This is a genomic window from Streptomyces atratus (assembly GCF_900119365.1).
GTDB classification, from domain to species: Bacteria; Actinomycetota; Actinomycetes; order Streptomycetales; family Streptomycetaceae; genus Streptomyces; species Streptomyces atratus_B.
Genome location: NZ_FPJO01000004.1, coordinates 332,937 through 348,535, shown reverse-complemented (window position 1 = coordinate 348,535; position 15,599 = coordinate 332,937). Strand labels below are relative to the sequence as shown.

13 protein-coding genes are annotated in these 15,599 nt (G+C 69.0%); 7 read left to right on the top strand and 6 right to left on the bottom strand.

Annotated elements, in window-relative coordinates:
• Positions 1-228 precede the first annotated feature (228 nt).
• On the top strand, positions 229-1,146 hold the full coding sequence (locus BT364_RS10535) for a pyridoxamine 5'-phosphate oxidase family protein (RefSeq protein WP_072484854.1): 918 nt from the start codon (positions 229-231) through the stop codon (positions 1,144-1,146).
• A 363-nt stretch (positions 1,147-1,509) separates the two neighbouring features.
• Here BT364_RS10535 and BT364_RS10525 read toward each other — a convergent pair whose 3' ends face one another.
• Positions 1,510-2,802, bottom strand: coding sequence for a cation:proton antiporter domain-containing protein (locus BT364_RS10525; RefSeq protein ID WP_072484852.1), 1,293 nt, complete (start codon positions 2,800-2,802; stop codon positions 1,510-1,512).
• A gap of 704 nt (positions 2,803-3,506) precedes the next feature.
• Entirely contained in the window at positions 3,507-4,100 is a 594-nt protein-coding gene (locus BT364_RS10520; protein ID WP_072484851.1) for a hypothetical protein, read from the bottom strand.
• 1,045 nt (positions 4,101-5,145) lie between these two features.
• Between BT364_RS10520 and BT364_RS10510 the strand changes: the two genes are divergently transcribed.
• Positions 5,146-6,165 carry a proline racemase family protein gene (locus BT364_RS10510; protein ID WP_072484932.1) on the top strand — a complete coding sequence of 340 codons (1,020 nt, stop codon included), beginning with the start codon at positions 5,146-5,148 and terminating at the stop codon, positions 6,163-6,165.
• Between the two features lie 78 nt (positions 6,166-6,243).
• Here BT364_RS10510 and BT364_RS10505 read toward each other — a convergent pair whose 3' ends face one another.
• From BT364_RS10505 to BT364_RS10495, 3 genes are all read right to left on the bottom strand, one after another.
• Entirely contained in the window at positions 6,244-6,912 is a 669-nt protein-coding gene (locus BT364_RS10505) for an SGNH/GDSL hydrolase family protein (protein WP_072484849.1), read from the bottom strand.
• Positions 6,913-7,136: 224 nt separating this feature from the next.
• Positions 7,137-8,267, bottom strand: a complete 1,131-nt coding sequence (locus BT364_RS10500) for a serine hydrolase domain-containing protein (RefSeq protein WP_072484848.1) — start codon at positions 8,265-8,267, stop codon at positions 7,137-7,139.
• Between the two features lie 98 nt (positions 8,268-8,365).
• Positions 8,366-9,034 carry a DUF4097 family beta strand repeat-containing protein gene (locus tag BT364_RS10495; protein WP_072484847.1) on the bottom strand — a complete coding sequence of 223 codons (669 nt, stop codon included), beginning with the start codon at positions 9,032-9,034 and terminating at the stop codon, positions 8,366-8,368.
• Positions 9,035-9,257: 223 nt separating this feature from the next.
• Between BT364_RS10495 and BT364_RS10490 the strand changes: the two genes are divergently transcribed.
• Entirely contained in the window at positions 9,258-9,992 is a 735-nt protein-coding gene (locus BT364_RS10490) for a GbsR/MarR family transcriptional regulator (protein ID WP_072484846.1), read from the top strand.
• Positions 9,993-10,033: 41 nt separating this feature from the next.
• Here BT364_RS10490 and BT364_RS10485 read toward each other — a convergent pair whose 3' ends face one another.
• Positions 10,034-10,972, bottom strand: coding sequence for a LysR family transcriptional regulator (locus BT364_RS10485; RefSeq protein ID WP_072484845.1), 939 nt, complete (start codon positions 10,970-10,972; stop codon positions 10,034-10,036).
• Positions 10,973-11,112: 140 nt separating this feature from the next.
• Here BT364_RS10485 and BT364_RS10480 point away from each other — a divergent pair, with 140 nt between their 5' ends.
• The 4 genes from BT364_RS10480 (at position 11,113) to BT364_RS10465 (ending at position 15,445) form a co-directional block, all read left to right on the top strand.
• Positions 11,113-12,357 (top strand): MFS transporter, encoded by a 1,245-nt coding sequence (locus tag BT364_RS10480; RefSeq protein WP_072484844.1) that lies wholly within the window; start codon positions 11,113-11,115, stop codon positions 12,355-12,357.
• A 99-nt stretch (positions 12,358-12,456) separates the two neighbouring features.
• Positions 12,457-13,056, top strand: a complete 600-nt coding sequence (locus BT364_RS10475; protein WP_072484843.1) for a cysteine hydrolase family protein — start codon at positions 12,457-12,459, stop codon at positions 13,054-13,056.
• 374 nt (positions 13,057-13,430) lie between these two features.
• Positions 13,431-14,411 (top strand): phosphotransferase family protein, encoded by a 981-nt coding sequence (locus BT364_RS10470; RefSeq protein WP_072484842.1) that lies wholly within the window; start codon positions 13,431-13,433, stop codon positions 14,409-14,411.
• A gap of 473 nt (positions 14,412-14,884) precedes the next feature.
• On the top strand, positions 14,885-15,445 hold the full coding sequence (locus tag BT364_RS10465) for a hypothetical protein (RefSeq protein WP_072484931.1): 561 nt from the start codon (positions 14,885-14,887) through the stop codon (positions 15,443-15,445).
• Positions 15,446-15,599: the final 154 nt, after the last annotated feature.

Sequence of the window (15,599 nt, the reverse complement as noted above, 5' to 3'; positions counted from 1 at the left end):
ACGGCGCTCACTGCCCACGAACCGCGCACTGCCATCCGGCGGACACGGGCGTGCCCCAGATCGGCGACGAACCGGCGCCGACCGGCCCATGAGCTCCTCGACCGGTCGGTGATGCGTGGTGCCTCCCGGAAGCGGGTCGCCCATCTCGTCGCAGGGCTCGCGGCATGCGCCGGTGAGTCCCGCGTGGCAAGTTGGATACAGCACCATTCTGAGGAGAGGGCGGAGGTCATGCGAGCTCACCTCGGCGACCAACTCGTCATCGAGAGTCCGACGACCGGCGGCGCCAGGCGCGACGGCGAAATCGTCGGCCTGCACCACGAGGACGGCACACCTCCTTACGACGTGTGCTGGTCGGACACGGACGAGGTGACACTCGTCTTCCCCGGGCCCGACGCACACATCCGGCACCTGGAGCACGGACAGCCCGGGGCCGCGCGCGAGTCGCAGACGGACACGGGTGAGGCGGCGGTGTCGCCGGCTGCCCCACCAAGTGGGGCAGCCAACCCCGGCGACATCGGCCGACGCGTGGCCGCCGAGCGGCGAAGACTGGGGGTCAGCCGGGAGGAAACAGCCCATCGTGCCCGGATGTCGCTCAGCTACCTCACCTACCTGGAGGAACGACCCGCGGACCCGACCCTGGCAGCCCTCATCGGGCTGGCCGGCGCGCTGGGCACCACTGTGGCCGCTCTGCGCGGCGGCGGCATCGACCTCCCACCCGGCCAGGGAAATGCGTTGCTGCACCCTCAGCTACGGGACCTCGGCCCGGAGGAGTGCCGCACCCTGCTCTCCACGCACGGCGTGGGGCGCGTCGCGGTGTCGGCGTCCGACGGCCGCCCGGCAGTCGTCCCGGTCAACTACGAAGTCATCGATGACGCCATCGTCTTCCGGACGGCGCCGGGCTCCGTGACCGCGGCGGCTGCGGACAAGGAGGTCGCCTTCGAAGTCGACCACGTGGACGATGCCCTGAGCCAGGGCTGGAGCGTACTCGCCGTCGGCCCCGCGCGCACCGTGACGGATCCCGACGCCGTGCGCAGGTTCGCCAAGGACGCCCACACCAGACCATGGGCGGGCGGGGAGCGAGAGATGTGGGTGTCGATCCGGCCCACGAGTCTCACGGGCCGTCGGATCATTTCGGCCGACCAGTAGGACCGCCTCGGGCACGCGCTGCCGCATCCGACCGGACCCCGATCCGAGAGCCGTTCAGTGTGTCGCGACGGTTCACGGACGGTGCGGCGCATTCACAGGAGATTTTCCGGCAGCCGGAAAGAGAAGGCAGTACTGTGAACGTCTTCGCGGCCTGCGTGGCCGGGCGCGCCGCCCTCGGCTCACCGGTCGTCGGCGGCCGCCGAGAACGTCGTCCAGGTCGACGAGGCCGGTCTCTTCGCGGCCGAGCCGCTTCATCTCGTACACGTTGAACATGCCCCGGCAGTACGGGGCATGGGCCTTGATCTCGCGGGCCGCCGCAAGGGGCCGCCTAGAACTGCGGGCAGTCGCGCATGTCCGGCTGGGTCATACATGTCCGTCTCGCATGTCGTGCCGGTGGGGCTTGGTGGCGCCTGCCACCATCCCCCGGATGGGCAGATCGTTCACGGCCGGGCCGACCGGGGGCGGGCCGGTGACGGCTGTCGCTCTTCCGTAGCGTTGGGCGAGAGGAGTGGAGGCGATGCCGTGTGCGAAGACACTGAGCAGCACGGTGCAGGCGACCACCGGGACCATCGTCCGCGCGGCCGGCGGTTCCAGTTCCTCGACCGCCAGTAGGCCGAAGATGACGGACGCCAGCCCGCGTGGGCCGAACCAGCCCACGAACAGGACGGTTTTCCTGTCCAGGCCGCTCCCGGTCAAGGACAGGGCCACTGGCACCATGCGTACCACCGTCAGGCTCAGTGCCGCGTAGAGCACCGCCTGCCAGGTGAGGTGATGGACGGCGGCCGGCACCAGCACGGCGCCGAAGAGCAGCCACACCAGGACGGAAGAGAGCGAAGCGGACTGCTCGACGAACAGCAGCACGCGCCGTGGAGCGCCGTGCGTCGATCCGAAGGCCAGGCCGGCGACAAAGGCGGCGACGAAACCGTTGCCACCGATCGCGGTGGCCGAGGTGTAGCTCAGAAGGGCCAAGGCCAGGACGCCCGCTCCTGCGACGTCCTCGGTGGCCCAGCCCCTGCGCAGGGCGGAGCGCAACAGCCATCCGGCCGTCAGCCCGAGCACCGTGCCGTAGGCCAGACCGATGGTGAGTTCCACGAGGGCACTTCCGGAGGCATGGGTGTCCGACGTACTCCCGGCCGCGGCGACTCCGGCCAGGGCGAGCACGACGAACGGGGTGGCGATACCGTCGTTCAGACCGCTCTCGACATTGATGAGGCGGCGAATCCTCGCGGGCACCACCGGATTGACCATCATCGTGGCGCCGAGCGCGGCATCTGTCGGAGCGAGGGCGGCCGCTACGTACAGCGCAGCCCAGCCCGACACCCCGGGGAGCAGGCCCATGGCCAGCAGGGTGCCGAGGCCGATACACATCGGCAGCCCGAGCAGCAGAAGTCGTACATACAGACCGAGCTCCGGGCGCAGGGCCCGGAATGACAGCCGTGCGGCATCGGTGAAGAGCACCCAGGCCAGTGTGACTTCGGCGAGTGTTCGCACCGTCCCGGGCGAGGGGGCCAGGTGCAGTACGCCGATTCCTTCGCCCAGCAGCAGGCCCAGCAGCACGAATGCGACGGGGGCGGTGAGTTCGACGCGCGCCAGTCGCTGCGAGTACAGACCCCAGAGGAAGAGGAGAAGCAGGATCAGTGAGAAGGTTCCATCCACCCTGGACTCCGTAATCGAGGCAGCATCGTCCGCGAAGGCCCGATTCTCGGCGGGTGCGGCGTGCTGAGGATCCAGCTGGGCGGAATGACTGCAGCTTTCACTCGACCAGCGGAGGCGAACAAGAACGCCCGCCACCCTCGGCGCAGCACAGTGAGGCACCAGGCTCAGTTCGGGCTCACAGTGGAGGGGCCGATCCTGTCGATGACCCCGCGCATCTCCTGCTCGTCGGCCTCGTAGGCCGTCACCGTCAGATCAAAGCGGCTGACGACGGCGGGCGTGACCCAGACGGTTGCCTGTTCCAGGCGCGCCAGAATCTTTAGGTGGAAGTGCCCGTTTCAGGATGAGTTGCTTCCGCCACCACGGCGGGCGCGGCGCACGGCTGTGCCAGAGCGTGCTGCAGGCGCGTGGCGAACGACTGATCGCGGGCCACAGCGGATGCCAAGCCGGCCGAGTACCGGGCCGCGGGCGCCCCTTACGGACAGGCGCGGCTACATCTTCCTTGGCACCGCGACGGCGGCAGCCGTCGCCATCCGGCTTCGGACCTGCCGATCCGGGGCGCAAGAGGGCAGAGGCCGCCCTCGGCCGGCCTCTGCCGCACCCATGGCAGTGGACCTTCATTCCTGTCGAGGACCTCGGCGTCGTTCTCCGAGTTCGCTCGGACCGCGACGCGGGCTTCTTCGCCCGACCGCGTCCGGACCCGTTGTTCAGCGTTGTTGCCTGCGCTCCAGCCAGGCGGTGACTTCACGTCGGAACTCCCGGTCCTTGTAGATGTCCTCCCTGGCGAGCCACTCCAAGTCGCGCAGGACCCCTGGCGAAAGGGCGGGGTCGCGTACCGCGTACACGCCTACGCCCGATTCATACGTGTCGGCGATGAGCCAGACGCTGTTGTCCAGGGCCAGCATGGCGAAGCCGGGGTGGCCGGCGTGAATACCGAGGAACGAATTCGCGCCGGCCCCCATGATGTCCCACCGGTCCAGCAGACGGACCCGATGCCACGTATGCGTCATGCGTCGCCGGCGGTCTTCCGCGGCCGTCCAGGTGCCCCTGGGCAACATGAGGAGGAATTCGCGATTCTCATCGAGCAGGCCGGTGGACATGGCCAGGTCGTACCAGCCCTCGTTGAGCCGCTCCACGAGTCGCGGGTCCTCGTACGCCACGAGGAAGCCGCCGAGAATCCGCTCTTGTTCGTACCCGAGGACATGCGGGATCGCCGAGGCCGGAACCGCGTCGGGTATCACCTCCAGCCCGGCTCGTAGCAGCGGTCCGAGCACCTTGCGGTGTCTCTCCTGTCGGCCCATCCCGTTCTCTCCCATCGCCCAGGACCGGTTCGGCTGGATCGTGCCGCGCTTGGCGTAGGGCCAAGACTCGACCGGACAGGCCCTAGTATCGGATGTGCGCATACTCGTCGTGCAGCACGACTCAAAGCTTGCGACGGTGATTGCCGAGTGCCTGAGCGGGATCGGCTTCGGTGTCGACGTGGCTGCCGACCTCACCGACGCCGCCCGGCCCCGGGCCGAGCATCACGCCTGCCGGACCGTGGAGGTCCGCTACCGATCCGATGGAAAAGGCGCAACCGGCCCCTTCCCCTCCGGTCCACAGGATCGCAGGGATGCATCTGCCCGGAATACACGCAGGCCTGCGGATCGGTGAAGTACACGTACGCTGCGTCAGCAGTCTTGTCGTAGGTGACCTTGACGTCTGCCACGGTGAGTTGGCTCCCTTGAACGAAGCTCCTGGCCCGTGCGGGCGACCTTGGTCGTGGACCCGTCTACCAGGAGCTTCGCCGTCTCGTACAGCCCGATATCCACCGCAACCTGCCGCACCATCAGGCTGGAAAAGGTCATTGTCGACGACTGCGGTCATGGCTGTTGTGGCCGATCTGTGCCAGTGACACTCCTGGGTACCGATCACGCGCAGTACGGGATACCGTCCGGGAGCCGCCGCCGAACGGCGGCAGCGAGGGTGCCCGAGCCGCGCCGGGAGGCCGCCGTCCCCACCGAGGAGGCACGTGACGCCGAACTCGAAAAGGCGCTCAGCGATCTCCACCTCGTCAAGTACGACCGGGAAGTGCCCGAGGGGTGGCGCGGCATCGGTGTCCGGATCGAGGCGACCCGGTCGTCACCGAGGACGGTCGCGAGAACCTGTCGGTGGACGAGGTCGGGGCGTGGATTGCCCGGTTCGCCGGCTGACAGCATGGTCACCGGCACCGGGTTCGCTGAGGTCTTCTCCGCCGTGCTCGCCTCGACTCTCAACCCCACGCGAACCCGAACCGGCCGAGTTCATCGGCGCCGGTCGGTTCCGACCGCCTCACGCCCTGCCCTCACCCGCTCTGTGGAGAACCTCATGACCAGCCACCAGGTACTCACCACCGACTATCACACCGGCGGAGAACCGTTCCGCGTCGTCCCCGAACCGCCGGTCGCCATCGAAGGGGCCACAGTCGCCGAACGCCGTATGTTCGCCATCGGCAACCCCGACGTGGACAACCTGCGCAAGCTGCTGTGCTTCGAACCCCGCGGACACGCCGACATGTACGGCGGGTTCATCACCCCGCCCGACGACGAGGGCGCTCACTTCGGGGTGTTGTTCTGGCACAAGGACGGCTTCTCAACAGCCTGCGGCCACGGTTCCATCGCGCTCGCCGTCTGGGCCGTGCAGACCGGACGCGTCGCCCGCGACACCTCCGGCATCACCACAGTCGTCATCGACGTGCCCTCGGGCCGGGTCACCCTGCGCGTGCACACCGCAGGCGAACAGATCACCGGCGTCGACTTCGTCAACGTCCCCAGCTACCGGCTCGCCGAACGCGTCACCGTCGCCACGTCCTACGGGGACGTCGTCGTCGATGTCGCCTACGGCGGCGCCATCTACGCGCATCTGGACGCAGCCAGTGCGGGACTGGCCGTCGCCCCCGAGCACTACTCCGACCTCATCGCGATCGGACGTGAGGTCAAATGGGCGCTGAACGACAGCGAGCACGCCCGTCACCCCGTCGACGACCGCCTCAGCGGCATCTACGGCACCATCCTGTACGACGACCTCGGCATCGACGAGAACGGCAACCCGCACCAGCGCAACGTCACCGTCTTCGCCGACGGCCAGGTCGACCGCTCCCCATGCGGCTCCGGCACCTGTTCCCGCGTCGCCGTGCTCGCGGCGACCGGTCACCTCAAGCCAGGCCAGATCCTCGTCCACGACTCGATCGTCGGCACCCGCTTCCACGCGAGGGTTGTCGCGGAGTTGGCCGTCGACGGCTACCCCGCCGTCGTTGCGGAGGTCACGGGGAAGGCATACCGGACCGGCGAGCACCGCTTCGAGCTCAATCCCGGCGACGACCTCGGCACCGGCTTCGTCCTGCGGTAACCGCCCCGCCGACCGGCTGAGCAAGCACGTGCGCCGCCCCGGTGCATCACCGGAGTCGCGGGGGCTCGCGAGGCCCCGTCACGCGAGCAGACGCAGCCAGGCTGCCGCGAGTGCGGCGTGACCGGCCGGCGTCGGGTGTACGCCGTCCGCGGCCCAGTACTCCGGCCCGGCCGTCGCGGCGAGCTCGGCGAACATGCCGTCGGCGGCGAGCAGATGCGCGCCGTACTTGCGGGCGAGCCTGCGCACGACCTGGATCTTCGGGTCCAGGTCGGTGCGCCATTCCTTTCGCTCTTCCTCTCCGATGAGCACGACACCGGCACCGGCCTCGACGACGCCACGGATCGGCAGGAGGAACGGCTCGATGAGGATCAGCTCCGTGCCCGCCTCGACGAGGGGCGCAAGCAGGCGGTCATACCCCGCTTCGAACTCCTCCGCGGGAATCACGTACCCCTTCGGGTCCAGCGTGTGCCAGCCCATGTCGTTGACCCCGGCGAGGATCGACACCACGTCCGGGCGCGCGTCGAGTACATCTGTCTGCCAGCGGGCTTCCAGGTCCGTCACCTTGTTGCCGCCGATCCCGGTGTTCAGCCAGGTCACGGGCCGGTCCGGGTGCCGGAGTCCCCACGCGCCCGCGACACGCAGCGGGTAGCCGAACCCGAGACCGTCCTCGCTCTCCAGCCGTTGGCAGTCGGTGATCGAATCGCCGGTGAACATCACGGTGCTTCCCGGTCGGACAGTGATCGTCATGTGCGCTCCTTGGACTCGGGTGAGAAGAGGAAAGCGGAAACCCACAGCCGGATGGGCACCCGGCAGGACCTCTCCAAAGGTGCCGGACCCCGCCGACACCGGACCGACAGCCCCCGATATGCCGCCGACACCGCGGCTCCGCCGCCCGATCACCCCGGGTAGAAGCGCCGATCAGCCAGGACGAGCCGACAGGGCCCGTGCGGATCCACGTCGCTCGGTTGTGTCTACCGACCCGGCTCGGCCGCGTCGGCCGAACCGTCCTGCCCGCCGCCGAACACCTCCTTGACGAGCCTTTGCGTCGCCTTCTGGAACGCCTCTGCCATGGACAGAGCGGCGTCGTCGACATAGTTCAGCGCGGCGGTCAGAGTCCTGCTGCCGTCGGGCGTGCTGTACATCAGCGCCGCGTGGCCCGCCATGCCGCCGTTGTGGGTGATGACAGTGCCGCCGTTCCCGCCCGCGTCCTGCACGAACACCCCCAGGCCGTAGCCGGCCTTGGGATGCGGCTTGCGCATCTCGGCCAGCAGCGGGGCCGGCAGGAGCTTGCCGCCCATCAGTGCGGAGATGAAGGTGTGGAGGTCCTGGACGGTCGAGATCATGTCTCCGCCGGTGGAGATCCAGGAGGGGTTCTGGCGGGTGACGTCGACCGTCTTCTGCCGGCCGGCTTCCTCGTACCGGTAGTAGGCGTGGGTGTGCGGCTCGGGAATCTCCGGGTCGGTGTCCGGCACCACGGTGTCCGACAGCCCGAGCGGCCCCAAAATCAGCCGCTGCATCTCCTCGGCGAGCGGGCGGCCGGTGATCCTCTCGATCAGCAGCCTGGCCAGCACGTAGTTGGTGTTGGAGTAGCTCCAGTCCGTCCCCGGCTCGAACCGCGTCGGCTTGGACAACGCCAGCCGTACCAGCTCCTCCGGTCGGTAGGTCTTGAACCGGCTGTCCACCCACTCCTGGCCCGCGGTCGTGGCGGCGATACCCGGCGCAAACGTCCCGTCGTCGTAGTACTCGCCCGTGAAGTTGAACACCCCGCTGGTGTGCTGCAGCAGCATCCGCACCGTGATCTCCGGGTCCAACCCCAATTCGGGCAGGAAGTCGGCCACTTGGGCGTCCAGCCCGACAGCGCCCTCGGCCACCAGTTGCAGCACCAGGGTCGCGGTGAAGGTCTTGGTGTTGCTGCCTATCCGGACGTGCCCGTTCATAGGCGGCTTCGCGGTCTCGCCCAGCTTCCGTTTCCCGGCGCTGCCGACCCACTCGCCCCGTTCGTCGTGCACGCGCATCGTCACCCCGGTGAAACCGGACTCGACCATCTCCTCGATGGCCTTCTGCAACTCCGGGCGGTCCTGGTCGATATGGGCGATGGACATGGTGGTGTGCTCCTTCAGAACTTTTTCGGAGTTCAACTGACCGGATGGGATCGCCGCGCCCGAACGGACGGGATCGTCGCGCCCGAGGGGTGCCCCTCCTACAGGCTGCGGGCGGTGATGTCGCCGTAGGCGGTGGTCGCGTGGATGTTCAGGCCCGCGGGCCCGTCGGTGTTCTTGAGCTCGTTGTGGATCCGGCCGTAGGAGGTGCCCGCGTCCAGCGAGGCGGAGACTCCGCGGGCGGCGCCTACCGAGATCTCGCCGTGCTCGGTGCGCAGTGTGACCGTGCCACTCACGGCCTCGGTGACGCGGAGGTCGCCCTTCTGGGTGCTGATCTCGGCAGGGCCGCCCAGGCGGCCGACCGAGACGTCCCCGGACTGGAGGGTGAGGCGGGCGCTTGCGGTCTCGTCGAGCTTGACCGCGCCCTGTGCGCCCTCGAAGAAGACGTCGCCGAGCCGTCCGACGCCCCGGAACTCGGCGAGGGCCGCCTTCGCCTCGATCCGGGAGCCGGCGGGCAGTTGGACCGTCACCTCGATGGATCCGGAAGGACCGAGGATCTGGCTCTTCGCCTCCGGAGCCTTGATCCGCAGGACGCCGTCGCCGTACACGACCTCGGTCTGCTCCGCAGCCTTCACGTCGCGGCTCTTGGAGGCGTTCGCAGGGAGGACCTCGACTGCGGTGTCGACCCGGTCTGCGGCGATGAAACGGATGTGGCCGGCGGGGACGTCGAGGACGGCGGTCACCGGGGTGGGGGTGTCGAACTTCTGCATCGCAGCTTCCTTCGGCTCGTTGTTTCTGATGACGGAAAAGCTACGTTGCATTTCTTGATTCGGCAATCGATTCGTTGCGCACAACTGGAATCACCGCAGGTCAAGGCCGTAAATTCGTTGCAATGCTTTAGGAATTTAACGCAACGATACCCATCTCACACGTTGCAATGAATCGAGACTGAACGCTATCCTGGAGACTCCACGGACCACGAAGGAGACCGCGATGCCGGGAGGCAGACTCACCCAGCAGGAACGCCAGCAGATCGCGCTGGGACTGGCCGACAGCCTCCCCTACGCGGAGATCGCCAGGCGCCTCGACCGCCCGACCTCGACCATCACGCGCGAAGTCATGCGCAATGGCGGCCCCACTGCCTACCGGGCCGACCTCGCCCACCGGGCCACCGAACACCGCGCCCACCGCCGCAGAAAGGCCGCAACCCGGGAACCCAACACGCCCCCACAGGCCCACGGACGCGATGCCGAAGCCGTGCGCGAGTACGAGGAGACGTTCACCACCGTCTTCATGCAATCGGGCCTGCCCAAGATGACAGCCCGCGTCCTGGCCGGCCTCTACACCACCGACGCCGGCAGCCTCACCGCCTCCGAACTCGCCGGACGCCTCCAGGTCAGCCCGGCGTCCGTCTCGAAAGCAGTCACATTCCTCGAAAGCCAGGGGCTCATCCGCCGGGAACGCGACGAGCGCCGCCGCGAACGCTACGTTGTCGACGACGACGTCATGTACCAGTCCACGATCGCCAGCGCCCGCGCCACCGCCCACCTCGGCGAGATCGCCCGACAGGGCGTCGGCGTCCTGGGCCCCGGCACCCCGGCCGCCGCCCGCCTGGAGAACATCGCCCGCTTCGTCGACTTCGTCTCCGAGAACATCGCCCGCGCCGCGGACCAGGCCCGCGAGATCCTCCACACAAAACCCGAAAGGGCCTCGGACGGCGACACCTGAGCAACCGTCAGATCATGAGCGGGCGGCCGCGGCGGCTGCGTTCAGCGTGGAATCACCCAGCGCGGCACCCAGGTCCCGGCGGCATCGTGGCCGGCTGTTGTGGCGGCCAGGTGTGCGCGGAGGGTGGCCAGTGCCGGGTGGGGGTTGTCGCGATGCCACAGGAGCGAGTGCGGGTAGACGGGCGTCGGGTCGGTCACCGGGATGCGGCGCAGGCCGTGGCCGGCGGGCCAGATGAGGCGGGTGTGCTCACCCATGAAGGTGGCCAGGGCCGGAGTGTCGGCGATGGTGTCGAGGAGTGCGTCGGAGCCGAAGTTGGGACCGGTCGCCTCGATGGTGAGGCCGAACTCGGCGACGAGGTCCTCGTAGTAGGCGCCCCACTCGGTACCGGGGACGATGCCGGGCATCCAGATCCGGTGCCCGACGAGTTGTGCGACGGTCACCGACCGGGCTCCTGCCAGCGCGTGGGCGGGGCCGGTGAGGAGTTGGAGCGGCTCGTCGAGCACCCGGACGGACTCGATGTCTTCGGGAAAGGGCCTGCCGGGCGCGACGACGGCGCGGAAGGACGCATCGATCGCACCGGAGCGGATGGCGGTGACTGCCGTCTCGATTTCGAACAGCATCACCACGTCGAGGTCGGTCTCGGGGTGCGCGCGATGGAAGCCGCGCATCAGGCCCGACACTGCGCCGCGCGAGCTGATCACGTCGACGCGCAGCGGACGGTGGCCGGTGCGCACGGACGCGACCGCGCGCTCGGCGACGCGCAACAGCTCGCGTGCGTGGGGCAGGAACGCCTGCCCGTCGATGGTGGGCTCGGAGCCGCGCCGCGGCGTGCGGGTGAACAGCCGTACGCCGAGATCGCGCTCCAGCCCGGCGATGCGCTTGGAGACAGCTTGCTGGGTGATCGACAGGTCGTCGGCGGCTTTCTGGAACTGGCCCGCCTCTGCGACGGCGACGAAGGTGCGTACGGCTTCGAGGTCCATGCCAACCCACCCTAGTTAACAACAGATGGTTGTGAATAGCTGGCGAGGCGGTTGTTTGAACTGCTGTTGTCCTGCCCGTTTAGCTCTCATCGGTCAACGCCTATTTGTTCGGATGGGACGTCGAGGGGAGCGGACTGAACATGGTGAACAGAACACGATTGGGTCGGCAGTTCGGCTGGCTGTGGGCGGCATATGCGGTGAGCGCGTATGGGTCCGGACTGGGGTTCGGGGCATTGCCACTGATCGCGGTGCTGGTGTTGCATGCCGGCCCCGCCGAGGTGTCCGCGCTGTCCGCGGTGGGGCCTGCGATGGGCGCGCTGATCGCGGTGCCACTCGCGCCGTGGGTGGAGTTCCGGCGCAAGCGCCCGGTCATGATCACGATGGACCTGACCCGGTTCGCGGTCATGGCGACGATCCCGGTCGCCTATGCCTTCGGTTGGCTCGGCTTCGTCCAGCTGCTCGTGATCTCGGTCGTGGTCGCCGCAGCCAAGATCGCGTTCAACGCGGCCGGCGGCGCCTACCTCAAGGCCCTCGTCCGGCCGGAAGACCTGCTCGCCGCCAACGCACGGTTCGAGTCCACGAACTGGAGCTCCATCGCGGTCGGGCCACCGCTGGGCGGGGCGGCGATCGGCCTGTTCGGGCCGGTCACCACCGTGGTGGCCGACGCACTCAGCTACCTGTTCTCCGCGCTGGGCATCACCGCGATCCGCGGCCGAGAGGAAGCACCGCAGCCAACCGGCAAAAGCCCGGTCCGGGCGGGCGCGGTGCTTGACGGCTGGCGACACATCATGGGCGATCCCGGTCTACGGGCCCTCTACCTCAACCAAATGCTCGTCGCCGGTCTGATCATGGCCACCGAGCCGCTGCTGGCCGTACTCCTGCTTCGCCGGCTCGAGTTCCCACCCTGGCAGTACGGCCTCGCCTTCGCCGCCCCCTGCCTCGGCGGACTCATCGGCTCCCGGCTGGCCCGCCGTGTCGTGGCCCGCTACGGCCGGCAGTGGGTCTTCCGGACCGTCGGCACCCTGCGTGCCATCTGGCTGATCGGCCTGGCCTTCGTCCGTCCCGGCGTCGTCGGCCTCGTCACTGTGATAGCCGTCGAGCTGGCGATCATCATCAACATGAGCCTGTACACCCCGGTGCTCGCCACCTACCGGCTCGAACGCACGCCCAAGCATCTCGTCGCCCGCACCCTGTCGGCCTGGTCGATCGGCCAGCAGGCGTCCATCGCCGTCTTCACCGCACTCGGCGGGCTGCTCGCCGACGTCACCGACCCGCGCACCGCTCTCACGGTCGCGGGACTGCTCATCCTGGCCACTCCGCTCCTGCTTCCCCGACACGGCCAGACGTCGCAGCACGAGCCGGAACCGTCCCGTAGCCACTCATGACACCCCGCAATTCAACTCAACTCACCGCTGGGGCCCGCAGGCCGCAGCCGGTGCGCGTCCGCGTCGACCGGGCACACCACCAGCAAGGAGAACACTCTCGTGAGCACTGCCCCCGCGCTCGACCCCAAGCACACCGCTCTTCTCGTCCTGGACTACCAGCCCGCGATCCTGGCCGCCCTGCCCGAAGGCGGGGACTGCGAGGCCCTGCTCGGTCGCGTGGAAGGGGCCATCGCCGACGTTCGTGCAAAGGGCGGCACCATCGCCTACGTACGCCTCGGCTTCACCGAGGCCGACTGGGACGCGATACCGGCCGTCAACAAGTCCTTCGCCCCGCTGGCCCAACACCGTGTCATGCACCACGAGGACCCTTCCGCTGCCATCAACGAGCGCCTGGCTCCCCAGGACGGCGACATCGTCGTGCGCAAGATCCGCTACGGCGGCATGTCCACCACCGACCTCGACCAGCAGCTGCGCGAGCGCGGCATCACCACTCTGGTCGTCTCCGGCGTCAGTACCAGCGGTGTCGTCCTGTCCACCGTCATCGACGCGGCCGACCGCGACTACCAGCTCTACGTCCTGTCCGACGGCGTCGCCGACCCGGACACCGAGGTCCACGACGTCCTGCTCCATCGGGTTCTCCCCTCACGGGCCCACATCATCGACACCTCTGCGCTGCACGCCCTGCTCCGGGCTTGCTGACTCGAACCACGAGCCGACCCCACCCCGGCCGCCACGCCCACCCGGTGTGGCGGCCGCCCGTACCTCAGTCCCGGCCCGGCAACAGCCCGGAGCTCTCACCGCCGAGAGAGCAGCCGGGTCAGCAGTCGGGCCTTGATCGCATTTGGCGCGAGGTGGCAGCCAGCCAACCTGAGCGAGGCCGCCGAGCGGTGCGCCGCCGCCCATCGCGGCTGTCTGCAGGCCCTCACGCCGAAGCCGGCCCAGCCCGTCCCCGAGCCGGAGAAGTCCGAAGACCCCTCCGGATCTCCCCATTCGTTCGGCGCTGAACGACGACTCGCGTAGGGTGCACCAGTCATCGAGGCGGAAGGCGGGTGGTGGGCGTGGCACCCAGGAAAGTGACGCGGGATCAGTTGGCGGGTGCGGCACGGGCCGCGTTGGGCGGTGGGCGCCGGCTGGAGGCGGTCGAGCGACTCGCGGGCGGCACCACAAAGGGCGTGTACCGGCTCACGATGGACGACGCCACGACGGCAATCGCCTATCTGTGGGAGGACTCCGAGAACTACTGGCCGGCCACCGAGCACGACGGCGACCTCGCTGACCCGTTCTCGCCCGGCATCGGGCTCGACCTGTTCGAGGCCGCGCACGCGCGGCTGGAGGCGCTGGGCCTTCGGGTCCTTGAGATCCACCTGGCCGACCGTGATCACACCCACTATCCGGCCGACCTCGCGATCGTCGAGGACGTGCCCGGCGAGAACCTGATGGACCTGCGCAACCGCGACCCGCGCGCCGCGGAGCCGACCATGATGCGCCTCGCCGAGAGCCTGGCGATGATGCGCGGCCACCGGGCACCGTCCTTCGGCAAGGTGGCCCTGATCGACGCGGGCGGCACGTCCCGGTCGGCATCGTGCGAGCAGGCAGCGCTCGCCTTCGCGCTGCGCTGCCTCGCCGAGGCGACCGCGCGCGACCACAGGATCGCCGACGCCCGCGACCAGTTGGAGGAGCGGCTGCGTCAGCTGACCGCGGCGGTGCGGCCTCGTGCCGAGTACTCCGTCGTCCACGGCGAGCTGGGCCTGGACCACGTCATGGTCGACCGAGACGGCCATCCCGTCGTGATCGACATCGAGAACCTGCTGTACTTCGACGTCGAGTGGGAGCACGTGTTCCTACGCCTCCGCCATACCGCCGGCCAGTACCGGCAGCTGGCGGTGGACGGCCTCGACGAGGATCGCCTCGCGCTCTACAAACTCACCCAGCATCTGTCGCTGACAGCCGGCCCGCTGCGCCTGCTCGACGGGGACTTCCCCGACCGGAAGTTCATGCGGGGGGTCGCCGAGCATCACCTGAACCAGGCCCTGGCACTGGTCCCGGCGGGTTGAAGATGCGACCTGCGTATGTGTGCCGGTCAGCTGACCGGCGTGGTCGGGCCGCTGCGTCGGGGACCAGGTAGAAGGGCCGTCCCTGAGGGCGGACTCAATGCCTCGGCTGCGGCAAGCGCGTCCCGGCTCGGCGCGTTGTTGCGCGATGGTCGGCTTGGCCCCCTTGGCCAGAGTTTGGGGCAACACGCAGAATCTCACGCGCCTCGGGCCTGGTCAGGGGGTTCGTCCAGGTGGCAATGGCGTCCAGGGCGGTGGGGTAGAACTCACGCAGTGGGGAACGGGCCTGATGGGGCAATTGCTGCCGGTTCCACTGGGCGTCTTGCCGGGCGCGAGCCAGGGCCGCCACTGCTCGGGCCTGCGGGGCGTCGGCGGGAATCGGCCGATGTACGTGGACTGAGAGCTGCGGCACCCCCGGACGCGTAGCCCGCCTCACAGCGCCGGGGGTGTCCGAAGTGGCGGTTACCATCCCGGTCATGCGTCTTGAAGACCAGCTGGACAAGTTGGCGGAACTGGGGCTGGCGCTCGCGGCCGGCCGGGCCGTGGACGAGTTGCTGTACTCATGGCCGCGGGAGGCGTACGAGCACAAGCCATTCGACCTGGTGCTGTTCGCGCTGGGCTGTGCGGTCGAGGACGAGCCGTGGGAGCGGTGGTTCTGCGACCGGGCGTGGCACTTCGACACCGAGTGCGTCCGCGGCCGGGGTTCGTACGTGGCGATCGCCCGGCAACTGTGCCGCATCGCGGGCCTGCCGGACGCCCTGTCCGGCCTGCGGGACCACGTCGACCTCGGCTCGGAGGAGGCGTGGATCGAGTACACGGCCGACGGCCGGCGGGTCAACTGGCCCATCGAAGTCAGGGACGACTGGGCCGACCTGATGGTGGTCGGTTATCTCATCGACGAGCTGGAACACGGGGACCGGCGCTTCCATGTCCGGCACAACGGCCAGGCCATGACGCTCTTCTTCCTCGACGACGAAGCGGCCGCACGGCTCAACGAGCTGGCCGGCGGACAGGCGGTCGCCCCCTTCCCGGGATAGCGGCCCCGCTCGCCCGGTACCTCCGCTCGCCGCGTGGGCCGGTACATGGACGCTGGGGTCGACCAGCTGCGCGCGGACGGCGTCGACGTCCACGACGAGGACGTCGCAGGCCGGCGGCGAGGGGACCGGCAAGGCGAAGCCGAGTGCAAGCTCT